The sequence below is a fragment of the Sulfitobacter sp. W027 genome, assembly GCF_025143985.1.
GTDB lineage: Bacteria > Pseudomonadota > Alphaproteobacteria > Rhodobacterales > Rhodobacteraceae > Sulfitobacter.
Window position 1 is genome coordinate 1,966,982 of sequence record NZ_CP083564.1, and the last position, 21,713, is coordinate 1,988,694.

The 21,713-nt window shown below is 59.9% G+C and carries 18 protein-coding genes; 3 read left to right on the plus strand and 15 right to left on the minus strand.

What is annotated here, in order from left to right; all coding sequences use genetic code 11:
• Position 1 precedes the first annotated feature (1 nt).
• From K3759_RS09650 to purU, 10 genes are all read right to left on the minus strand, one after another.
• On the minus strand, positions 2 to 280 hold the full coding sequence (locus K3759_RS09650) for a hypothetical protein (protein WP_259981391.1): 279 nt from the start codon (positions 278 to 280) through the stop codon (positions 2 to 4).
• Positions 277 to 723 carry a DUF5681 domain-containing protein gene (locus K3759_RS09655; protein ID WP_259981393.1) on the minus strand — a complete coding sequence of 149 codons (447 nt, stop codon included), beginning with the start codon at positions 721 to 723 and terminating at the stop codon, positions 277 to 279. The genes K3759_RS09650 and K3759_RS09655 overlap by 4 nt, the downstream gene beginning before the upstream one ends.
• 187 nt (positions 724 to 910) lie before the next feature.
• Entirely contained in the window at positions 911 to 2,089 is a 1,179-nt protein-coding gene (locus K3759_RS09660; RefSeq protein ID WP_259981396.1) for a helicase RepA family protein, read from the minus strand.
• Positions 2,089 to 2,529: a hypothetical protein gene (locus K3759_RS09665; protein ID WP_259981399.1), complete on the minus strand. Its 441-nt coding sequence runs from the start codon at positions 2,527 to 2,529 to the stop codon at positions 2,089 to 2,091. Before K3759_RS09665 ends, K3759_RS09660 begins: the two co-directional genes overlap by 1 nt.
• A gap of 100 nt (positions 2,530 to 2,629) precedes the next feature.
• Positions 2,630 to 2,995, minus strand: a complete 366-nt coding sequence (locus K3759_RS09670) for a hypothetical protein (protein ID WP_259981400.1) — start codon at positions 2,993 to 2,995, stop codon at positions 2,630 to 2,632.
• 112 nt (positions 2,996 to 3,107) lie between these two features.
• Positions 3,108 to 3,287: an AlpA family transcriptional regulator gene (locus K3759_RS09675; protein ID WP_259981402.1), complete on the minus strand. Its 180-nt coding sequence runs from the start codon at positions 3,285 to 3,287 to the stop codon at positions 3,108 to 3,110.
• A gap of 112 nt (positions 3,288 to 3,399) precedes the next feature.
• Entirely contained in the window at positions 3,400 to 4,116 is a 717-nt protein-coding gene (locus K3759_RS09680; protein WP_259981403.1) for a hypothetical protein, read from the minus strand.
• Positions 4,109 to 4,288: an AlpA family transcriptional regulator gene (locus K3759_RS09685; RefSeq protein ID WP_259981406.1), complete on the minus strand. Its 180-nt coding sequence runs from the start codon at positions 4,286 to 4,288 to the stop codon at positions 4,109 to 4,111. The genes K3759_RS09680 and K3759_RS09685 overlap by 8 nt, the downstream gene beginning before the upstream one ends.
• 73 nt (positions 4,289 to 4,361) lie before the next feature.
• The gene (locus K3759_RS09690) at positions 4,362 to 5,549 is read right to left on the minus strand and encodes an integrase arm-type DNA-binding domain-containing protein (protein ID WP_259981407.1); all 1,188 of its coding nucleotides are present in this window, start codon (positions 5,547 to 5,549) and stop codon (positions 4,362 to 4,364) included.
• A gap of 336 nt (positions 5,550 to 5,885) precedes the next feature.
• Positions 5,886 to 6,770: a formyltetrahydrofolate deformylase gene (purU, locus tag K3759_RS09695; protein WP_259981410.1), complete on the minus strand. Its 885-nt coding sequence runs from the start codon at positions 6,768 to 6,770 to the stop codon at positions 5,886 to 5,888.
• A gap of 224 nt (positions 6,771 to 6,994) precedes the next feature.
• On the opposite strand from purU, the gene egtB reads away from it, so the two are divergent.
• Positions 6,995 to 8,257: an ergothioneine biosynthesis protein EgtB gene (egtB, locus tag K3759_RS09700; protein WP_259981412.1), complete on the plus strand. Its 1,263-nt coding sequence runs from the start codon at positions 6,995 to 6,997 to the stop codon at positions 8,255 to 8,257.
• A 245-nt stretch (positions 8,258 to 8,502) separates the two neighbouring features.
• Here egtB and K3759_RS09705 read toward each other — a convergent pair whose 3' ends face one another.
• Positions 8,503 to 13,737: a DUF11 domain-containing protein gene (locus K3759_RS09705; RefSeq protein WP_259981414.1), complete on the minus strand. Its 5,235-nt coding sequence runs from the start codon at positions 13,735 to 13,737 to the stop codon at positions 8,503 to 8,505.
• 309 nt (positions 13,738 to 14,046) lie between these two features.
• Here K3759_RS09705 and K3759_RS09710 point away from each other — a divergent pair, with 309 nt between their 5' ends.
• Both K3759_RS09710 and cueR read left to right on the plus strand, forming a co-directional pair.
• Positions 14,047 to 16,554, plus strand: coding sequence for a heavy metal translocating P-type ATPase (locus K3759_RS09710; protein WP_259981415.1), 2,508 nt, complete (start codon positions 14,047 to 14,049; stop codon positions 16,552 to 16,554).
• Positions 16,555 to 16,563: 9 nt separating this feature from the next.
• Positions 16,564 to 16,959, plus strand: a complete 396-nt coding sequence (cueR, locus tag K3759_RS09715) for a Cu(I)-responsive transcriptional regulator (RefSeq protein WP_259981417.1) — start codon at positions 16,564 to 16,566, stop codon at positions 16,957 to 16,959.
• Positions 16,960 to 17,036: 77 nt separating this feature from the next.
• On the opposite strand, the gene choV is transcribed toward cueR, so the two are convergent.
• The 4 genes from choV to K3759_RS09735 form a co-directional block, all read right to left on the minus strand.
• Complete coding sequence (gene choV / locus K3759_RS09720) at positions 17,037 to 18,056, minus strand: choline ABC transporter ATP-binding protein (RefSeq protein WP_259981419.1); 1,020 nt, start codon at positions 18,054 to 18,056, stop codon at positions 17,037 to 17,039.
• Positions 18,053 to 18,886, minus strand: coding sequence for a choline ABC transporter permease subunit (gene choW / locus K3759_RS09725; protein WP_007120044.1), 834 nt, complete (start codon positions 18,884 to 18,886; stop codon positions 18,053 to 18,055). Before choW ends, choV begins: the two co-directional genes overlap by 4 nt.
• 86 nt (positions 18,887 to 18,972) lie before the next feature.
• A complete protein-coding gene (locus K3759_RS09730) occupies positions 18,973 to 19,893 on the minus strand; it encodes a choline ABC transporter substrate-binding protein (protein WP_259981420.1) in 921 nt (306 codons plus the stop codon).
• A 128-nt stretch (positions 19,894 to 20,021) separates the two neighbouring features.
• A complete protein-coding gene (locus tag K3759_RS09735) occupies positions 20,022 to 21,650 on the minus strand; it encodes a caspase family protein (protein ID WP_259981421.1) in 1,629 nt (542 codons plus the stop codon).
• Positions 21,651 to 21,713 lie beyond the last annotated feature (63 nt).

A 21,713-nucleotide genomic window follows, 5' to 3' on the forward strand; every position in this document is an offset into this window, starting at 1 on the left:
GTCAAAGGTCCTCTGCGCCGGGGGCCAATATGATGGCCTTGGGATATTCAGCCCGCGCCAGCGCCATGCCTTCGGCCTCTGCTCTGCGGGCAAACGCGTCTGTGTCTTCATCGTGGGTGCGGGTGATTTCGAAGACAAAGCCATCGCAGTGGAAGGCGGCTGTCTGACTGCCCTCCTGAGCGGTGTCGCCGCAGATGTCGAAGGTCAGTGATGTTAGTCGCACTTCAAAGCGTTGATTGCCGCGCTCAAGTTCCCGAAGTCTGTGTTTCGTGCTGCTCATTTGCTTGCCTCCAATGCCGTGATCCGGCGTTCAATCTCTGTGGTTTCCAAGGTGCGGCGGAACTGCTCAACCACGGCCATGACGGTCGCTGCCTCCAGCGGGGTCACGTCTCCGTCAGCAATTGCTTTGAGAATGGCCCTTGCCGCCTTGGCGGCGTCCTCTGCCGTTTCAATTTCCGGCAGGGCAAAGGATACTGGCGCATCCTTGCGGGCGGGTGCGATACGGTCGAGGCACAGGCGCAGAGCGGTGACATCGCCTTCCAGAGCCTTGTCTATGGCTGCCTGCGTCAAAGCCTCCTGCTGGCCCTCTAGCATCGCCTCAATGGCCTGCGTGGCCCTGTGGCGTGATCCTTTGGGCTTGCCGGGGTTGCCGGGGGCGAAGGTGCCGTCAGCGTTCCGGCCTTCCGTTTTCGCGCCGCTGTTTCGGTCGTTCTTTTTGCTCATGCGGATTGCCTTTCCTGAGAATGTTTTTGCTGCTGAGACAGGTCGGTTTGCGTCACCACCTCGCGAGAACCAACTGAGCGCGTGACCACCCCCTCCCCCCCTTTAGGGGGAGGGGTGGTGACGCAGTGGTTTTGGGGGGTGTTTGCGTCACCTTGCGTCACCTGCTTTTCGGGGGTGGTGACGCACATCATTCGTTTGCCCATTCGCCGACTTCAATCGTCGGAACTGGCTTTCTGATGGGGCCGGTTTTGCTGCCTTTCACAAGCGCCCCGGAATGCAGCCATGCCTCAATCATTTTCTTAATCCGGCGCTTGTCCTTCAATGCATCCAGCCCCAGCACATCGGCAACGATAACCCCGGCCCAGTCCTTGCCCGACTGATCCGAGTAGCGCGGGTGCTTGCCCTCAATGGCATGCTGCACGGCCAGCAGGTCCTTTCCGGTGAAGCCATCGAACGTATCGGGCCATTCCCAGACCTCGGCCACGCCGACGCTTTCACCGTTCGCCAATTCGACAGAGACCATGCGCCGCCATGTGCGCTTACCCACGGGCGCGAGGTTCGACTTGTCGCGGGTCACGGTGAAGTAGGTGGTGAGGTCATCGGGCTGAATGCCTGCCTGCTCTCTCTCGTCCGCTGTCATGCGGTTGAGCACCCGTCCAGACCGTGCTGCCGCCAACAGCGCAGAGCCGCCCCTGCTATCCTCTGTGGTGGCCTCCACGCCGTTGGTCTTGCGGGTATGGTGAACCAGTTCAATTGCGCAGTTGCACCGATCCGCCAAACGCGCCCATTCCTTGGCGATGAGATCAATGGCGACGTTGTCATTCTCACCCGCCTGATGCGATGAGACGAACGGGTCAACAATCATCACGTCAATCTGCCGTTCAGCGATTTCCCGCGCCAGTTCCTCAATCTCAGGCTTTACGATCACGACGCCCTCGCGGGTCTGTGCCGCCGTGCAAAGCTCGCGCTCGCGCCCGGTATCTACAAACAACCGCCCTTCGACTTCATCGGGCCGCACATCATGGTGCTGCATGGCTGCTGTGATGCGCAGGTTCATCTCGTCGCGCGGGTCTTCGAGGTTGTAGAGCCAGACGTTCAAGCCCTTAGCCGTCCATTCCCCGAGCAACTCACGCTCAGATACCATCGCCAGCCCCTCCACAATGGTCAAAGAGGACTTGCCCACCCCACCGGGAGCAACCGTCACGGCGACCTGCTTGCGCAGTAGATGCCGCCCATAGACCCACGGGCGGAGAGGCAGGCTGTTGGGGTCCTGCCAGATGAAAGGCGTTGGCAAGCGATGAGTGCCGGTCGGGTGTTCCGCCCGGTGCTGATCCAGTTGCACGGCCATTGCTGTGAAATCGCGCATCAAGCTGCCTGCCTCCCCTGTACGAAGTCGAGAAAGGCCGACTGGCGCTCGTAGGGCATCGCCTTGAAGCTGGCGAGGCAATAGGCCTCCCGCTCGTCAGGGGCTGCCATATCGGCCCAAAATGCGGCCTCGTCCATATGGTTGAACAGGGGTGCGATGGGTTGCCCCGCTGTCGATGGCATAGCACTGTTCAGCGCTGCCTCTGCGACAGCCTGCGCCTGATGTGGCGGCAACGCCTTCAACGCGACATAGGCCAGCGCTGCCCGCCCGGTTTCGCTCAGACGAGCGCGCAGGATGACTGCGAAGCCCAGCCATGCGTCGAGGTCATCAAGATGCAAGCAGTATCCCAGAGACCGGGATACGCTATCGATACGGCGGGCAGTGCGGTTGACCGAGGCGCGATGGCCCCGGTCGTTCGCGGGCATCTGCAACCCGTCCATCAAACGCCCTCCCCGTAGTGCAGGCCAGCGACAAGGCGGGCTTGGGTTGCGGTCAGGCCATAGAGGCGTTGCAAGCGGGCAATCTGTATTTTGAGGGCCATCAGCATGCGCCCCCATTCCCGTTGATCAACTCAACTTTGCTCTTAAGGGTGTAGACCCCAAATTTGGCACGGTCGGTATCGCTGTCATTGGCGTAAAGGTCCATTGCGATGTCTACGCCGTAGTCACGCTTGAGGAGGTGAACCAAGTCCGAGATGCGAACGGGGCTGGCGCAATACATTGGGGCTTGCATCAGCCCTTCCAGCACCCGGCGCTTGTTCTTCGAAACCGTGACAGTTCGGGCTTTGCCGGTTTCATCAGTGACCCGATACTGGGCCGGACTGACGGTGTTCGGGAAGTCGCGCCACCGGTTGTTCCGGCGGGCGTTTGCCGGGGGATTGCCGTTAATCGTTGTGTTGCTGCTCATATAATCGGTCCTTGAATTTTGGACCAAGCGCGGCTATCATTCGGGTAGTCCGCCAAGACTGTCGAATGATTAGCTCCCCTGCTTGATCCTTTGGATTGGGCGGGGGTTTGCATTAAGCGGCATGCTGTTGGGCAGAAGCGATGGCATCGTCTACCGCGCTTTCAACCCAGTACAGCCTCTGCCCGATTTTGATCGGCGCGGGGATGCGTTTCTCATCAACGTCGCGATAGAGTGAGGACCGGGAGCGGCCACCCAGTTTGTCAGATAGTTGGTTGAGGTTGAGGTATTTCATGCTTCACCTTTTGATGTCTTGGTGAAGTGAATATGAATGCGCAAATGACCGCACGGAACGGGGGTACATTATGTTCCCCCCCTCCGGTAAGCCCTCCCCATTCGTTTGGGACCTATGCTGTTCTGCTGTCCAACCAAGGGCCGATCAGGTTCTGAACGAGCTGTTCATTAGCAATCAGCGGAGGGTAGTCTTCGATGGAATATGGTGGCGAAAAACGGATCTTCCTAAGACCCCATTGAGCAGAGTTTTCCGCTTTCTGTAATCGCAGTTGATAATAGATTGCCGTTGAAATGAAGCAGGCGTCTGCCTCGGGCTTAGTTTCGAAGGGCAGGCCAAAGTCGAGGTAGTCAGCGGCGACTATCTCAGCCGCACAAATATGCGCTACAGAGCGATATTCTCTAAAGATTTTCTTGATAGTTGCTTCGTCGCCTACAAGCGGCTTTACGCTTTCCTCGTATGCCCCTCCTTTCCAAGCTATAAACTGAAGGCCAGATATGGAGTTTGCATATTCGGCGACTACCTCGGCTGCACTTCGAAGGCTCATCCGCTTGCCAGCATTATCAAGGCAAGTCATCGCCAGTGCAGTCAATCCAGCCACCGTTTTCCTGCCGATTTGGCGGTGCAAGGCATCCAATACCGTTCGCGCCAGCCATGACGGCTCATAGATTTCTGTCCCCCGTGCTTCCCAACGTGCCTTTTCCAGCGCAAGAATTGCTAGAGCTTGGTCTAGACTTCCGTCGTCTTTGGGTATGGCGGCATTTATACGCAACTCGAGACAGGCATTCGTCCTCACATGCCTCTGTCGGTCCGATAGACATATGTCAGCCATCACACCGCCCCTCGATCCAGCTATCCACAGCGCTTTGCCGCCAGCCGATGGCGCGAACGCCCAACTTGGTAGCTTTGGGAAAATCATTCCGGCTCATCATCCGGTAAATTGTTGACCTGCTGAGACCAGTGACCTCCTGAACGTCTCGGCAGCGTAGAATTTTATCAGTCATCGTTATCTCTTTGTTAAATGAATGATGCCATTCGTAGCAGATTGCGGTTAAGGCAAAATTTAAGGAACGGGGCTTACGCAATTCTGATCACCTTGCTGGCATTCTTGCCTGTGACGTGATCCGCCCAACGAGCCATCAGCGGGCGACGGCGCTCCAGTAGGTCCGTCCGACGGTAGGACCGCTTGACCTTGTTGCCGTCGACATGCGCCAATGACGTTTCAACAACCACTTCGGGTACGTCGGTGGTTTCTTCGCACCAAGTCTTGAAGCTTGATCGGAACCCATGCGGACGAGCCTCCAACCCCTGCCGCTCCATATGGCGGCTCATCGCTGCATCCGAAATCACTCCTTTTCGAGCACCGGGGAACAGGTATCCATCCCGCGCTAGCGGCTTCGCCAGTTCAATGACGGCGAGAGCCTCTTTCGATAGCGGCACTCGGAAGTCGGTTACAGCACCAACCTGCCCTTTTGTGTTATCTTCGGGTACGGTCCACACGTCGCCTTCAATTTGATCCAAATGACAAAAGCGAACTCCATATGACCGAACCGATGTCAGGATCAGCAGGCGCAATGCAAGATGGGTGGGCGTCTGCTCAGCAAGGCTCTTGTAAAAAGCTGGCACCTCTGGCCAAGGCATATAGGGAATGTTCTTCGCCTTGTGCCGCGACTTCCCCAGAAGCGCTTTCGCTTTCATGATTGCCTGAAGATCCACATTGAGACCCATTGCTGCTGCATGCTCCAGTGTTATGTTCAAGCGGTTCATTGCTTTCCGGGCCGTGTCCGCCTTCTCATGCCAGATGGGTTCCAAGGCGTTTTTGATATCTTGCTGATCAATTTCCTCTACGGGAACCTTGCCGATTTTCGGAAGCACATGCAGTTCGAGCGGGGAGAACCAGCGCCCGGCCTTACCGTCACCCTTAAGCTGAGACTTGCGAGCCTCGAATGCCTCTAGCGCAACCGATGATAGGGTGTGCTCATCCTTAGCGGCCAATCGCTTCAGCCGGTCACGCTCTTTGATGGGGTCTTTACCTTCTCGCACCACGGCTCGCCATTTCTCTGCCGCCGCTCTTGCTTCCTTCAACGAAACAGCCTGAAGGTTGCCGATACCCATTTCGCGCCGCCGCCCGTGGACGGTGACTCGCAGCACCCATTGAGCACCACCGTCATCGCGCTTAACCAACCAAAGCCCGCCCCCGTCCGAGTATTTGCCCGGAGCGGCATTTCTGACCTTGGCCGAAGAAAGCTTGTTCAATGCCGCCAAATTCCTATCCCCCTATCAATCCACCCCTATATGTAGCATAGCATGGCACTGGATGAAACAGGACGATACAACCAAACGCACTAAAAACAGCGGTTTGGAGATTTATTGGAACAGGCTGACACCAGATGATACGTTAGTTCAATGCCGTGTGGGGGCACCACTTCTCCAGCTTGATCACCCTCTCCGTTCCGCACAGCCCTGATGGTGTATTGTCAGAGCGTTGAACGTATCCGCACAGGCTTTGGCGGGCCGATTACACGCCCTGCCCCAGATATCACGCAGGTGCTAAGCCTCCGTGATCCATGCCATATCCGGCGATCACGAGGCTTCGCCCCCTCACCCCATCAGCTTTGAACTGTAACTCCCCGGAAATGCCGGAAAGACCACGGTTTTGTTACCGTTCAGAAACACCCGGCGGTGGGCATGGGCATGAATCGCCCGGGCCAAGACGCTGGCCTCGACATCACGGCCCAGCGAGACATAGTCAGACGCGCTTTGCGCATGGGTGACCCGCACGGTGTCCTGTTCGATAATCGGCCCTTCGTCCAAATCGGCGGTGACGTAATGCGACGTGGCACCGATCAATTTCACGCCCCGCTCATAGGCCTGTTTATAGGGGTTCGCCCCTTTGAAGGACGGCAGGAAGGAATGGTGGATGTTGATAATCCGCCCCGACATTTTCTGGCACATGGCGTCTGACAGGATCTGCATGTAGCGCGCCAGCACGATCAGTTCGGCGCCGGTATCCTCCACCACCTCCATAATCCGCGCCTCGGCCTGCGGTTTGTTTTCCTTGGTCACTTTGATGCAGTGAAACGGAATGTCATGGTTCGCCACGACCTTTTGGTAATCCATGTGGTTCGAAATCACGGCGACGATCTCAATCGGCAGCGCGCCGATCCGCACCCGGTAGAGCAGATCGTTCAGGCAATGGCCAAAGCGCGAAACCATGACCACGACCTTCATCGTGGTGCCTTGGTCGTGGAATTCATAAGCCATGCCAAAGGGTTCCGCGACGGCGGCGAAGCCCTCGCGCAGGGTCTCAAGCGTGGCTCCGGTTTCGGCCTCCGCGCTGATGCGCATGAAAAACTGGCCGTTCTCCGTATCATCGAACTGCGCACTGTCGGTGATGTTACAGCCGGTTTCGGCGATGTAATTGGCGATCGCGGCAACGATCCCCCGTGTCGAGGGGCAGGTCACGGTCAGGCAGAATTGGGTCATCGGGGGCGGTCCTTGGGGCGATTGAACGAGGCGGCTTGGGGCCTGTTTTACTCGTGCAACCGATTGCAGGCTCAGCTTGGGAAGGCAAGCAATAGGACGCGCGCGGCGGCGCCAAAGCGGCCCATTCCTAATTGTGAGCACCTGTTATCGCTTGAAATCTACGCGGCGGCCTTAAATTTCCCCATAGTGGAGCCTGTCTGCGGACCACCAAAGGAGCACCCAAGATGAACGCCAAGCCCCAGCCCCTGTCCCCTGATGAGGCATTAAGTCTTTTCACGACAACCCGCAGCCGGACGCAGGCCTTGGCTGCGCCACTTTGCCCCGAAGACATGATGCTGCAGAGTATGGAGGATGCCTCGCCGGTGAAATGGCATCTGGCCCATACGACGTGGTTCTTTGAGGAGTTCATCCTCAAGCCTCGCGTCACGGATTATAGCTCTCCCGATGACCGTTTCGCCGTGCTGTTCAACTCCTACTATGTGCAGGCCGGGCCGCGTCATGCGCGTGACAAACGTGGCTTGGTCTCACGCCCCGATGGCGCTGCGGTGCGGGCCTATCGGGACCATGTGGAGAACAGTCTGAACGATCTGATGAACGCCAGCCGCAATGATACTGATGAGATCGCACAACTGGTAGAACTGGGCTGCCATCATGAGATGCAACATCAGGAGTTGCTGATCACCGACCTTCTCCACGGGCTGAGCTTTAACCCTCTCCTGCCCACCTACAAAGACCCTGAACCGTTGCCGGTCACCGAAGAAAGCCCGCTGAACTTTAACCGCCACGCGGGCGGCCTCGTTGAGATCGGCCATGACGGGCGCGGCTTTGCCTACGACTGCGAAGGGCCGCGCCACAGGGTCTGGCTCGACCCTTTCGAGATCGCGGACCGGCCGGTGACCAACCGCGAATGGATCGCTTTCATGGAAGACGGCGGATACGGGGACGCGCGGCTTTGGCTGATGGAAGGCCACGCCGTGGCGCAGCGCGAGGCATGGGAGCACCCGCTCTACTGGTGGCAGCAGGATGGCACATGGTGGACCTTCACCCTGCGCGGGCCGCAGCCCGTAGCGCTCGACGCACCGGTGGTTCACGTCAGCTATTACGAAGCCGAGGCCTTTGCCCGCTGGGCCGGAGCCCGCCTGCCCACCGAGGCGGAGCATGAGGTTGCCTTTCGCGATGTCCCGATCAGCGGCAACCTGATGGGTGATGCCGAAGCGCTCGGCGCCCTGCGCCCCCTTCCCGGGAAAGGCACTTGGGGCGACGTTTGGGAGTGGACCGCCTCAGACTTCGCCCCCTACCCCGGTTTCCGCCCGCCGGAGGGCGCTTTGGGCGAATACAATGGTAAGTTCATGGTCAACCAGCGGGTGCTGCGTGGCGGCTCCTGCGCCACGCCCAAGGACCAGCTGCGCCCGAGCTATCGGACGTTCTTCTATCCGCATCAGCGTTGGCAGATGATGGGCCTGCGTTTGGCACAGGACGCGGGATAAGACCGGAGGATCGGCTGTGCCCCAGTGGTTGGACTTTCCTCTATCCACGTCCACAGAGGAAATGAGGACCTATCGTTTGGCGCGCGGCGCGGGGTAATGCTTGGCATTGAAACATCTGAGCGCACGAGTCTCCCCGACATACTTCCATCCCCATCAACGCTTGTGTCCAGTCGATGTCTCGCACAACGCAGATGAGGCCGAAGTGCCGGGGCATCAGGATGCCCCGGCCCGCGAGGGGCCAAGGATCATTGAATCCCAACCCTGAACTGCACAGCGCCCGTCCCGCCCGGCAACATTTGCCCGGTGCAGTTCCACTCGATCGCACCAGCATAGCCCGCCACATTGCTCGCGGGACGCACCAGATCGCAACTGAGGTTGGGCGAGACCTGTTGTGGATTAACGATGGGCTCCGACAAGCTCGTATAGGGCGGGGTCATGTCATAGATCTTGACGTTCGACGCCTGCGTGGTCGCGTTGTTGCGCAGATAAATCCGGTAGAGCAGGATGTCATTCACGCTGCCGAGGTTGGTGGTGCTCTCCAACGTGCCTTGGGTCTCATTCTCCACCGTTTTGCGCAGTTCAATCTGGGTGGATTGCCCCCCGACCGAGACCTCGTCGGTGTTGCTGGCCGAACTCGTCACCGTAGTGCGGGCGAAGGAGGTCGCCGCGAGCACCTGATAGACGTAAGAACTGCCCTGCCCAGCGCCGGACCCTGCAGAGACCCGCGAGACGATACAGATGGTTTGCCCCGTGGTGACCCCGATGGGGCCGGTGATCGGCCCATCAAGAGCATCGTCGCAGCCAATGTCTTGGTAAAGTGCTGCGCTGAAGGCACCGGTTGGGGTCGAGGTGGCCCCGGCGTAGGAGAAGGTCACCTGCCCCTCGGAGGTGGCTGTATAGATATGCGGCAGGGTGACGACTTGACCCTGTGCAACCGTCGTTGTCCGATCGTTCGTTAAAGTGGGAAGTTTCAGCAGGCCAATGTCCAACCCCATGCGATTACCGAAGGCTTCTGGCGTGAAGGTAAATTCGCCATCATGCGGATTGGCATTCACAAGGTCGGGAAGCCCGCTCGTTGCTTCCGAGATCGCGCGGTAGTCATTGGCCGGGATTGCGCGGATTGTAATGGCCCCGCTGTAGGCACCTGAGAGCCCATAGCTCCACGTTCCATCCGTCGCCACGCCGGGTGTTGCCAGCACCGCGCCGCCGCTGTCGAGGATCTCCAGAACTGCCGAGGACGCCCCGCCTTCGCTTCCGTTGAGCAGCGCGTCATGCGCAGTGCCGCCGCCAGCGCCGTTGTCGATAAAGACCCGACCCGACAAGATCCGCTCGCCCGTCACCAGGTTCACTGAATAGGATGCCTCATCGTCATCAGGCAGTTGGTCGAACAGGTCATCGGTCAGTGGCCCGGTGTTGGGATCACTGTCGGGATCGGGCAGCGAGCTATAGATAATCTCGGCCTGATTGGTGAAATCTCCGCTGCCAAGCACCGTGGTGGTGATGGTCAGGGTCTCGCTTGCCCCGCTGAGCAGCTCATCCACGAACCACAAGCCGGTATTGGGGTCATAGGTATCCCCGGTGGCAGGGGCATCGTCAGAGACATAGGCAAAGCCGCTGGGGATTTGGTCAATCACCTTCACGCCTGAGGGCGAGCCGCCGCTGACGTTGGTAATGGTGATGATCCAATCAATCGTGTCCCCTTCTGAGACATTGCTGATCGGGGTGCTGGTGCCGGTGGCCACGGCGATCTTTGTCAGCTCAAGGTCACTGCCCGCCGGGTCGAACCCGAAATCCTGATCCGTGGTGACGCTATTGCCCGAGACCGGGACGCCAATCAGCGGGTTAGAAGTGCCAATGGTCAGCCCCGAGGGCAGATCGGGGTCCGCCTCATCCAGCGCGACACGGTAGGTCGTGTTTACCATCAGGTCGCCCACCGCATAGGTGCCATCGGCCTGCGTATCGGTCGTCACGAGGAAGATGTCATCGGCGGTATTGGCGGGGGTGCCATTGTCGGCGTAGACCGAGATGCCCACGCCTGCGCCGAAATTGGTTTCCCCATTGTCCTTCACATCCGACGCGTCCGCATCCTCATAGATATTGCCCGAGATGGCCCCCAGCGGGATCGGCGCAGGCCCCCGGCAAGAGATACCATCGCTGCGCCCGCCTTCGTCAAAGGTGAGGGTAGAGATCAGCTGCGGCACACCCGTCGTGGTGGAGATGACGTAGAGGTTATTGGTGGTGTTGGAATAGCCATAAAGCCTGCCGTCACGGTCGAACCACAGCGCGTCGAACATGCCCGCATAGACAGCCGGTCCAATCGCTTGCGGTGTCACACTCCCCGGTGTGCCGTTATTGACCGCCGCGCGGAACAGGAAACCGGAGTTTCTGTCGATCCCATACATGATCCCATCGACGGGGTTATAGGCGAGGTCTTCCGGGTTAACTCCAATGGTAAGATTGATCGTTCCCAATGCGATTGGCGCGGCGGGGTTGGTCAGGTCGACGATCTGCCAGGTACCTTGGTCTACTTCGTAGATCAGCCGACCATTGGGCAGGATATCCCCGGCATTCAATGCATCGTCCGCGCCTGAGATATTGCCAAAGTCCGTGATGCTCCCAGACCCATCGATCCGGTAGAGCCTGCGGGTGTTCGCATCCACGCCATAGATATAGCCATCCAGCGCGTTATATCCCCATGCCCCATCCCGGTCATCCCCTGTTGAAGCAGAGGAATTCACCGTTGTGGCGTAGCTGCCCCCGCCGTCACGGAAGGTCATCCGCACAAGGGTTGAGGGGCTGTCGACGATCGCATAGAGCGATGCATCGCAAACGAGCGGCGGCGGATCGCTGGAGATGGTGAGCGTGTAGTCTTCCACTTCGCCCTCAAAAGCGGTGTTAAGACCAGTGCTGTCGGTCGACCAGCGAAAGCGGGCATAGGTGGGCAGGGTTGTGGCCCCAGCGGGAACCGCGACTTCAAAGAGGATCGACCCGTTGGTGGCACCATCCTTATCAAGCGGGTCGCCATCTTGCAGGTTCAGGGCCACCTGCTCCCCGGCTTGGTTAAAGGTGCCGTCCCCGTCAAAGTCGATAAAGGCCTGTAGATACGACGATCTTGCAGCGCCGCTGAGATCGCTGACCGTGACCGCAATCTCGGCCAGCCCCCCGCGATAGAACTGCGGCAGAACCACCCCGTCTTCGTCGTCGGACCCATCCGCATCGTCGCCCGTGGCACCGATGGAGTTCTGTGCCAAGAGATCAATGTCCGGTGGGACCGTGCCCAGATAGACCTCAGGCGCACCGGGGCCTTCGATGATATGCTGCGGATCGCCATAGCTCGCTGGCGCATCGCCACGGTCAGCATCCGGCGGGGTCTTGATCGTGATACCGCAGTCCTCAACCTCCCCATCGGAGGCGGCGGTCAGGGCATCCACCCCGGCAGCCGAAGACCAGCGCAGACGGGCGAATGTCGGGGTCAGCACCGCTGTCACGGGCACGGCAATGGGGAATGAAATCTCACCATTCACCACCCCGTCGAGATCCTGCGGGCCGCCGTCTTGGATATCGGTCGCGACCTGATCCCCAAGGAAAAGACCATCGCCCCCGAAATCGACGAAGGCCTGTAGATAGCCACTGCCGGGCGATGGCTCATTCACGACCACTGTCGCCGTGCGGGTCAGATCGCCGTAGAGCTGTGGAAAGGCTTCTTCGCTTTCGTCGTCTTTTCCGTCCAAGTCGTCGCCCGTCCCGTCGACGGAATGCTGCGCCGAACCGTCGCCGTCGCCATTAAGCGCGCCGATCCAATATTGCGAGGTGTCGGCATGTTGCGGATCACCATAGGTGATCGGCGCATCCCCCCGATCCGGGCCGGATCCGGCGTAGATCGTCGTCGGATCATCGCGCCCTTCCCCCGGCCCGTTCGAAGGGGTGCCATCCCCATCGCCGGGGTTTTCCGAGTCGGATAGATCGGACACATTCGTCCCACCCGGCGTTTGCGCGGTTACCTCTGCCTGATTGGAGATCGTGGTGTCCAAATCTTCGGGCACCAATGTATAGGTCGCCGTGTAGACCGCCCGTTCCCCGACCAGAAGCGTGCCTTCGGGCGACAGCGATGTCGCCGCCTGAAAGGTAATCACAGGCGGCACGCCCTTGCCACTGAACTGCGTCTCGGCAAGCTGCACATTGGTCAGATCGACGTTGCCGAAGTTTTCCGCCGTGAAGACATAGGCAATCGTCTCCCCGGGATCGGCATAGCCGTTCAGGTTTGTATCCACCAATTGCGCGAGCTTCAGCAAACCGACAGAGCCCACATCGATTGAGACCTGCGCCGGGGCGGAATAGGCCTGCGGCTCGTTGGGCAGGACGATGGGTGACTGATAGCGGTAATTGATCGGTGTCGGCGCTGCGAAAAAGGCCGCGAAGGGGGTGAAGGTCAACTCTCCGGTCAGATCATCATAGCTCCACGTCCCTTCCCCCAACACATCAAATCCGACACGGTGGCCGTCGGAATCGGTTACGATATTCAGCGCGCCGGTGGGGGGGATCAGATCGACCGCCTGTCTGGAATATTCGCTCGGCTCACCCGAATTATTGGCGGGGGCATTATTGTTTTCTGTCGCCACACTGTCGTTGAAGAGGATATTCAGCACGACCGGCTCACCTAGAACTTGCTCTTTCAGGTCGTCCTGCAACACCGGCGCTTTAAAGTCGCCGCACTGCAGGTCATAGGTCTGCGCTTCATCATAGGTCGGGTTGGCGAGCAACACGAGGAAGCCATTGTTCGCGGTACGGCCAAAGCTGAATGTCGAGGCCTGCGGATAGAAGATCTCAAGCCCGGACACCGGCTGGTTGCTATAGCTGCGGTCCCCGGCAAGATAGAATACCTCTGTCCCGAGGTTCGCATCCGGCCCTTCGATATAGCCGCGATAGGTGGTCGCACTTCGATCGATCCGAACGTATTCGACCGAGCCGTCGCAGATATTCACATAGACTTGCTCATTCAAAGGTCCGTCGATGTCATTGACCTGAAAGAAGACGTCGGCCACCACCGGCACACCGCCAGAATTGGTCGTGATGTTATGGGTGCCGGCCTCATAGATATAGAAATCGATAAAATGCGGATCTTGCCCGGTCGAAGTGATCTGGATCAATCCGTTGCCGGTGGTGAAGATATGGTCCCGCCCCGCAAAGGCCATCTCCCCCACGATATCCACTGCCACGCCGCCGACCGTGCCCGCGTTAGACCACAGTGCGCGTTTCCCGATTCCAGCCCCAACCACAGTGGGCGCGCCGACAGGAGCAAGGATCAACTGCTGCGCCAAGGCGGCCTTGGGAAGGAGAGCGAGAGGAAGCAGACCCAAAAGTGCAGCACAGACAAACCGCAGCGTGGATGTATCCGCCCCATTGCCCGGCCGGGCGAAATACGTGAGCCACCCCGAAATGTGCGCCACAAACAAGCCAATAAAACGAAAGTCAAAATGCATATCTTTTGCTCACTACCCTTTTTAACCAGCCTAGCGACGAAGCGAGTTGGGAGCAGTTGTGCAGAAAGGTATTAAGATATGCTTCCGAATATAGCGGGGCCGTGCTTCTAGGCGCTGATACTTCGCGGGGATAGGCGGTTTTGCCTGAATGAACGCGAATATCGGGGGGAACCCTCGCGCCGCTTGGCAGTTCATTAGCTCTGATTCGCGCCTCTTCAGTCGTCTGGTTAACTTTTTCTCATATGAGCTCTTGACCCTCCAGTCACTGGAAGCCCCATATCAGGGTTAACCATGCATAGAGGGCCTGAAATGGACAAAGCAGATACACTCACTTTTGGCGTGCAGAACATGAGTTGCGCGTCCTGTGTTGGACGGGTGGAGAAAGCACTGAACGCGGTCGATGGGGTGCGTGAAGCGCGGGTGAACCTCGCTTCTGAGAACGTGCGGATCACGGCAGAGCCGGGGTTTGATGCGGCAAATATTACCACTGCCTTAACGCAGGCGGGCTACCAGGCCCGGACGGCGATACATCGGTTAACTCTTTCCAACATGAGCTGCGCATCCTGCGTGGGCCGTGTGGAACGGGCGCTTCTTGCTGTGCCGGGCGTGATTTCGGCCTCGGTGAACCTCGCGACCGAAGAGGCGCAGGTGGAAACATTGGAAGATGCCGATCTGCTGCCCGCCCTTCGCGACGCGGCGGCGCAGGCAGGCTATCCGGCGACCGTCGATGCCCCAGACACAGGCAGCCCCGACGCCGCAGCGCGCAAAGAAGCAGAGGCCACCCATCTCAAGCGGATGACCCTGCTGGCCGCCGCCCTAACGCTGCCGGTATTCGTGTTGGAAATGGGCGGCCATCTGATTCCGGCATTCCACCATTGGATAGCGGCGACCATCGGGATGGAGACAAGCTGGTTCATCCAGTTCATCCTCACCACCCTCGTGCTGGCATGGCCGGGGCGGCATTTCTACACCAAGGGCCTGCCCGCTTTGACAAAGGGCGCACCGGATATGAACTCGCTGGTGGCGCTCGGCTCAGGGGCGGCGTGGCTCTTTTCGGTGACCGCCCTTTTTGCGCCGGGACTGCTGCCGGAAGGCAGCCGCGTGGTCTATTTCGAAGCCGCGGCGGTGATTGTGACGCTGATCTTACTAGGCCGCTATCTTGAGGCCCGCGCCAAGGGGCGCACCGGGGCGGCGATTGCCAAACTGATGGGCCTGCGTGCCAGCAGCGCGCGGGTCGAACGGGACGGCGCGGTCGTTGAGCTGCCCATTGATGAGATCATTGCGGGCGACATCATCCACCTGCGTCCCGGCGAAAAGATCGCGACCGACGGCGTTGTTGTTGCGGGCCAATCCTACGTCGATGAAAGCATGATCACGGGTGAGCCTGTCCCGGTTGAGAAAGCCACGGAATCAGAGGTTGTCGGCGGCACGGTCAATGGCACCGGCAGCCTCACGTTTCGCGCGACCAAAGTCGGCGGCGACACGATGCTGGCGCAGATCATCCGCATGGTCGAAGAGGCCCAAGGTGCAAAGTTGCCTATTCAAGACTTGGTCAATCGCATCACCCTGTGGTTCGTTCCCGCCGTGATTGCCGTGGCACAGGTGACCTTCGGGGTCTGGCTCGCCTTCGGCCCCTCGCTCAGCCACGCCTTGGTGGCGGCGGTGGCGGTGCTGATCATCGCATGCCCCTGTGCGATGGGTCTGGCCACACCGACCTCCATCATGGTGGCCACCGGACGCGCGGCGCAATTGGGCGTGCTCTTCCGTCAGGGCGATGCGCTGCAAAGCCTGCAAGGCGTCAAGACCGTGGCGCTGGACAAGACCGGCACGCTGACCAAGGGCAAGCCCGAACTTACCGATCTGGTGCTGATGGACGACCTGACCGAAGATGAGGTGCTGCCCCTGATCGGCGCGGTCGAAGCACGCTCGGAGCACCCCATCGCCCAAGCCATCCTGCGCCGGGCAGAAGCTGCGGGCCCTGTGCCCGGCGAGGTCAGCGATTTCCAATCCCACACCGGTTTTGGCGTCAGCGCGACGGTCTTGGGCCGCAAGGTTACCTTGGGTGCGGACCGCCTTATGATCCGCGACGGGATCGATTTGGGCGACACCGGGCGGATCGCGTCAGAGATGGCGAAGGCCGGGAAAACCCCGCTCTATGCCACTTTGGACGGGAAACTCGCCGCTGTGATCGCCGTAGCCGACCCGATCAAACCCGGCACGCCAGAAGCCATCGCGGGGCTGCACGACCTTGGTCTTGATGTAGCGATGATCACTGGTGACAACCGGGGCACCGCAGATGCTATCGCGGCGCAACTGGGCATTGATCGGGTCATCGCCGAAGTGCTGCCGGATGGCAAAGTGGCCGCCATCGACAAGTTGAGAGAGGGCGGCAACCGCATCGCCTTCGTTGGCGACGGCATTAACGATGCACCCGCTTTGGCACAGGCCGATGTAGGCCTTGCCATCGGCACCGGCACCGATGTGGCGATTGAGGCCGCAGATGTGGTGCTGATGTCGGGCGACCTGCGCGGCGTGGTCAATGCCATCGATGTAAGCCAACGCAGCATGGCCAATATCCGTCAAAACCTCTTTTGGGCATTTGGCTATAACGTGCTGCTGATCCCGGTGGCGGCGGGTGCCTTCTACCCGCTGACCGGCTGGCTCTTGTCGCCCGCGCTGGCCGCCGGGGCGATGGCATTGTCGAGCGTGTTCGTCCTCAGCAACGCGCTGCGCCTGCGCTGGATCGCAGCCCCCTTGGCCGAAAACGCCACCCCAGAAAAAGAACCACGGGCCGCCACCCCCGTGGCCGCAGAATAGGAGCGCATTATGAACATTGGAGAAGTCTCACAACACACGGGCCTGCCGCCGAAAACCATCCGCTATTACGAGGATATCGGGCTGGTCAAACCGCTGCGCGACGCCAATGGCTACCGCGCCTTCCGGGAAAGCGAGATGCACAAGCTGGCCTTTCTGGGCCGTGCCAGAACGTTGGGGTTCAGCATCGAAGATTGCCGCAACCTGCTAGCGCTTTGGGAGGATAAGAACCGTGCCAGTGCCGACGTGCGCGCGATTGCCGAAGATCATCTGGCGCAGATCGAAGCCAAGATCAGCGGCCTGCAAGAGATGCGCGACACGTTAAGCACGCTGGTCCACAACTGTGCCGGGGACGATCGACCCGACTGCCCGATATTAAAGACGCTTGGCACGGCCGCGGCGTCATAACCATCGCTCTAAATACAAAAAAGGCGCCGCGCAGCCAATCTGGGCGGCGCCATTTTGCGTTCAAGTCGGACCACAGCCTAGGCTTTGAGGCGGTCCACGATACTATGTGCTGTGACCGTCCCGATCTGAGCGCCGTCTTCCATAACGGCAATCGCGGCATCGGCCCCACGCAGACGGTCCATCAATTCGCGCACCGGGGTCTCGGATGTGGTTTCGCCTTGGGTGGCAGCACCGTCATCCGCGCCCATCACGTCGCGCGCCGTCAGAACCTCAAGCGGGTTCATATTGGCCACGAACTCCGCCACATAGTCCGATGCAGGGTTCGAGAAAATCTCGCGCGGAGTGCCGATCTGCACGATGCGGCCGCCTTCCATGATGGCGATGCGCCCGCCCAGCTTAAAGGCTTCATCAAGATCGTGGCTCACGAAGATGATCGTACGATTCAACTCGCGCTGCAGGTCCAGCAGCTCATCTTGCAACCGCGTACGGATCAACGGGTCGAGCGCCGAGAATGGCTCATCCATCAACAAAATGGGCGCCTCGGTAGCAAAGGCGCGGGCAAGGCCCACACGCTGCTGCATCCCGCCCGAAAGCTCGCCTACCTTGCGGTCGGCCCAATCGCTGAGGCCCACCAGTTTCAACTGCCGCTCGGCCCGTTCCAACCGCTCGGCCTTGGGGACATTCGACAGTTCCAGCCCAAGCGCCACATTGTCGCGCACCGTGCGCCAGGGCAGCAGGCCGAACTGCTGAAACACCATCGACACACATTCACGGCGCACGCGGCGCAGCTCGGCGGCATTGCTGGCATGAATGTCACAAGACCAGTTTTCGTCATGCACATGCACCGTGCCGCGCACCATTGGGTTCAACCCATTAACCGCACGCAGAAGCGTCGATTTGCCCGAGCCCGAAAGCCCCATCAGCACGAGGATCTCGCCATTCTCAACGGTGAGCGAGCAGTCATGCACGCCCAGCACCTGCCCTGTCGCCGATTCAATGTCGGCGCGGCTTTGGCCCTCGTCCATCAGCGGCAGAGCCTTCTCCGGCTTGTCGCCAAAGACGATGGATACGTTATCGAATTCTACTGCTTTACTCATTTCCGTCCCACCCGCAGGATACGGTCGAGCATGATCGCCACGACGACAATCACCAACCCGGATTCAAATCCCAAGCCTGTGTTCACTTGGTTCAAGGCACGCACCACCGGCACACCTAAGCCATCTGCGCCCACCAGTGCTGCAATCACCACCATCGACAGCGACAGCATGATCGTCTGGTTCAGACCTGTCATGATTTGCGGCAAAGCATAGGGCAGTTCGATCTTCCACAGCGTCTGACGTGGCTTAGCGCCAAAGGCCTGCGCGGCCTCCAAAAGCGCCTTAGGGGTCGAGGAGATGCCCAGTTGCGTCAACCGGATCGGCGCGGGCAGCACGAAGATCACCGTGGCGATCAGCCCCGGCACCATACCGATGCCGAAAAAGACGATCGCAGGGATCAGATAGACGAAAGTCGGCAGCGTCTGCATCAGGTCCAAAACCGGGGCCACCCACGCATAAAGCCGGGGCCGATGCGCCACGGCGATGCCAATCGGCACGCCCACGCCCATACAGACCACACAGGCCGAGAGCACGAGCGTCAGGCTCTCCATCGTTTCTTCCCAGTAGTCTTGGTTGAGGATGAACAGGAAGCCCAGCACCACAAAGGCCACGGTTTTCCAATTGCGTTGAATACCCCAAGTGATCGCGGCGAAGACGGCGATCAGAATGAGCGGATGCGGGGTTTGCAGCACCCAGAGGATCGCCTCAATCAGCCGTTCCATCAGGTCCGCCAGCCCGTCAAAGAACCACGCCCCGTTCGTTTGCAGCCAATCCAGCGCGTCTTCGGCCACATCGGCCACGGGGATCTTGTTTTCTGTCAGCCAGTCCATGTCAGTCCTTCAGGATTGGAGAATTGCGCATGAGAATGACCCGCCCCATCGCTTTGGGGCGGGTCTTTTCCATCATAGCGTGAGGATCACTTCAGCGCAGCGACAGCTTCCATCGCATCGCCACCGTCAACAGTGGTCACACCGTCAAGCCAAGTGCCCAGCACGTCGGGGTTCGCTTTGATCCAAGCGGCGGCGGCCTCTTCCGGCTTTTCACCATCATCGAGGATCGCGCCCATGATCTCGTTCTCCATGGCCAGTGTGAACTCAAGGTTGTTCAGGAATTTGCCAAGGTTCGGGCACTCTTCAACAAAACCGGCGCGGGTGTTGGTATAGACCGTTGCACCGCCCAGATCGGGGCCGAAGAAATCATCGCCACCTTCCAGATAGGTCAGATCAAAGTTGGCGTTCATCGGGTGGGGTTCCCAGCCAAGGAAGACAACAGGCTCTTCCTTGCGGGTGGCACGCTCCACCTGAGCCAGCATGCCTTGCTCGGAAGACTCCACGACTTCAAACTCACCAAGGTCAAAGGCATTGTCGTCAATCATCGATTGGATCAGGCGGTTGCCGTCATTGCCCGGCTCGATGCCGTAAATCTTGCCTTCCAGCGCATCGGCATTGGCGGCGATGTCGGCAAAGGTTTTGATGCCCATGTCGGCGGCAGCTTTGTTCACGGCCAGCGTGTATTTCGCGCCTTCAAGGTTGGCGCGCACGGTGTCGACGCTGCCCTCTTCGCGGTATTTGGCGATATCGCCTTCCATGGTGGGCATCCAGTTGCCCAAGAATACGTCAATGTCGCCCGCAGCCATCGACGTGTAGGTCACCGGCACGGCGAGGATCTTTGTCTCGGTGTCATAGCCAAGCGCGTCCAGCACCACGGAAGCGGCGGCGGTGGTCGCGGTGATGTCGGTCCAGCCTACGTCAGAGAAGGTGACTTCGGTACATTCGGCAGCAGCGAGTGAAGTCGCTGCAGTCATCGCCAAAACGGAAGTCGTAAGCAGTTTTTTCATTGGTGTTCTCCCCAGAGAAGTTTTTATTGACTGATGCGCCAATCAAAAGCCATCGGCCCTGATATTGCAACCGGATTAATTTCGCCAACTTAATTCAGGGCGAAATTCAATACTACTTGTTTCAGGGGTCACTCCCGCTTGGCTTGTTTGGGGCGCAAAACGGGGGTGACGTTTTTATCCGCACCGGGCTCGGGTTCGGCATCGATCTCAGGCGAAGGTTCGCCCGCCTCTGCCCGCTCTTCGGTGGGCGCTTCCTCCGGCGTCGCGGAGGCTTTAACTACTGGGTCCGCCACGGCGTCGCCTTCTTCCGTTTCGGCAATGGTTTCAGCAGCTTCCGCCTGCACCTCGGTCTCGTCCATGCCAAATGCAGCGCGGATCGCAGCTTGGGTTCCGGCCCCATAAAGCCCATCGATCGCACCGTCATAAAAGCCCACATCCGAGAGCTTGCGCTGCAGCGCCTTACGGGTCTCACTGTCGAACAATTGCGGCTCATCCTGCATCAGCCCCAGCAGCGTGCCGTCCCCTCCCCGCAGGGCGCGGTAGAGATAAAGCGCGGCATCCGCAGCGCCGCGACCGGGCACTTTGCCGTCGTCGATCATCGCGGCAAAGTTGAACATGGCTGCCGGGTGTCGCCTATCGGCTGCACGGCGGAAGTAGTCAAGCGCCTGATCGGGGTCGGCCTTCTGTCCCAATGCGCCCTGTAAGTAGATGAAGCCCAGATCGTTCAGCGCCGCCGCATGGCCCCGGGCGGCAGCGGCTTGGTAGAGTTCGAGGGCGCGGGCGTGATCCTGCGCCACGCCTTGCCCCTTTTCATAAAGCTGCGCCAACTGATACCGCGCCTCCGGCGAGCCAGTCGCCACAGCCTGCTGGAGGTATTGAGCGGCGGTCTGAGGGTCGTAGCGCGGATCGTCAGCGTCGCTTAACAGCGCAGCCAAGCCCAGCTGAGACCGGGTATCCCCCGCACGTGCCAATTCCGCCAAGCGCTGACCCTGCGCTTCGTTCAGGCCCGACCATGTTCGGGGGGCCTCGGCCTTTTCCGTTGCGCCAGAACCGCCGATGAAGGTCGGCGTGGGGTTCAACCGACCAAAGCGGCGCGCAGAGAGGCTGCCACCACTGCGGCTGCGCAGCTCGGCGCGGAAGCCGTCCAACATTGCCCCAATCTCAACCTCCGGCTCGGCCAATGCCTCTGCCAGCGTGGTGGCGAAGATCCCGGGGCTGTTGCCGCTGGCGTCACAGGCGCCCACCTCTCCGGAAGTGATCACCAGCGTGCCTTGACGCGGCTCGGGCGGCGGCAAGGGAGTGTTCGACTGGAGCGGGGCCGCATGGCAATTGTCGAGCACCACGAGCCGTATCTGTCGCGCCTTCCCCGCCGCGCGTAGCAATGCTGGCAGCGCCACCCCCTCGCTCCGAAGCGCCGAAGCCGGAGCCAAAGGCGCGTCTGCCGGGATCAGATAGCTCTGACCACCAGAGGCGATACGCTGCCCAGCATAATAGACCAGCGCAATATCTGCCGTTTCAGCCTGAAACGCGAAGTCGGAAAGCTCCTCTTTGAGGGCGGCGCTCTCAGCGTCGATCAGCGTGGTGACCTCGAACCCCTGCCCCTCCAGCGCGTCGGTGAGCGCTTCGGCATCTTCGCGGGGGCCATCGGTGGCGGCAGCGCCCTCATAGGCGGAGATGCCAATCACCAAGGCTACGCGGTCTTGGGCCACTGCCGCGAGGGGCAGCAACAACATAATGAGGATCGCGGTCAGACGCATAGGGCAGTCTCCTTTCAAGCGGCATTGGTTGGGCGGCATCGCCCATTAACCTATGCTGGCACG

Coding starts and splice junctions, on each gene's coding strand:
- K3759_RS09650 (WP_259981391.1), bottom strand. CDS start 280: ATGAGCAGCACGAAACACAGACTTCGGGAACTTGAGCGCGGCAATCAA.
- K3759_RS09655 (WP_259981393.1), bottom strand. CDS start 723: ATGAGCAAAAAGAACGACCGAAACAGCGGCGCGAAAACGGAAGGCCGG.
- K3759_RS09660 (WP_259981396.1), bottom strand. CDS start 2,089: ATGCGCGATTTCACAGCAATGGCCGTGCAACTGGATCAGCACCGGGCG.
- K3759_RS09665 (WP_259981399.1), bottom strand. CDS start 2,529: ATGGACGGGTTGCAGATGCCCGCGAACGACCGGGGCCATCGCGCCTCG.
- K3759_RS09670 (WP_259981400.1), bottom strand. CDS start 2,995: ATGAGCAGCAACACAACGATTAACGGCAATCCCCCGGCAAACGCCCGC.
- K3759_RS09675 (WP_259981402.1), bottom strand. CDS start 3,287: ATGAAATACCTCAACCTCAACCAACTATCTGACAAACTGGGTGGCCGC.
- K3759_RS09680 (WP_259981403.1), bottom strand. CDS start 4,116: ATGGCTGACATATGTCTATCGGACCGACAGAGGCATGTGAGGACGAAT.
- K3759_RS09685 (WP_259981406.1), bottom strand. CDS start 4,288: ATGACTGATAAAATTCTACGCTGCCGAGACGTTCAGGAGGTCACTGGT.
- purU (WP_259981410.1), bottom strand. CDS start 6,770: ATGACCCAATTCTGCCTGACCGTGACCTGCCCCTCGACACGGGGGATC.
- egtB (WP_259981412.1), top strand. CDS start 6,995: ATGAACGCCAAGCCCCAGCCCCTGTCCCCTGATGAGGCATTAAGTCTT.
- K3759_RS09705 (WP_259981414.1), bottom strand. CDS start 13,737: ATGCATTTTGACTTTCGTTTTATTGGCTTGTTTGTGGCGCACATTTCG.
- K3759_RS09710 (WP_259981415.1), top strand. CDS start 14,047: ATGGACAAAGCAGATACACTCACTTTTGGCGTGCAGAACATGAGTTGC.
- cueR (WP_259981417.1), top strand. CDS start 16,564: ATGAACATTGGAGAAGTCTCACAACACACGGGCCTGCCGCCGAAAACC.
- choV (WP_259981419.1), bottom strand. CDS start 18,056: ATGAGTAAAGCAGTAGAATTCGATAACGTATCCATCGTCTTTGGCGAC.
- choW (WP_007120044.1), bottom strand. CDS start 18,886: ATGGACTGGCTGACAGAAAACAAGATCCCCGTGGCCGATGTGGCCGAA.
- K3759_RS09730 (WP_259981420.1), bottom strand. CDS start 19,893: ATGAAAAAACTGCTTACGACTTCCGTTTTGGCGATGACTGCAGCGACT.
- K3759_RS09735 (WP_259981421.1), bottom strand. CDS start 21,650: ATGCGTCTGACCGCGATCCTCATTATGTTGTTGCTGCCCCTCGCGGCA.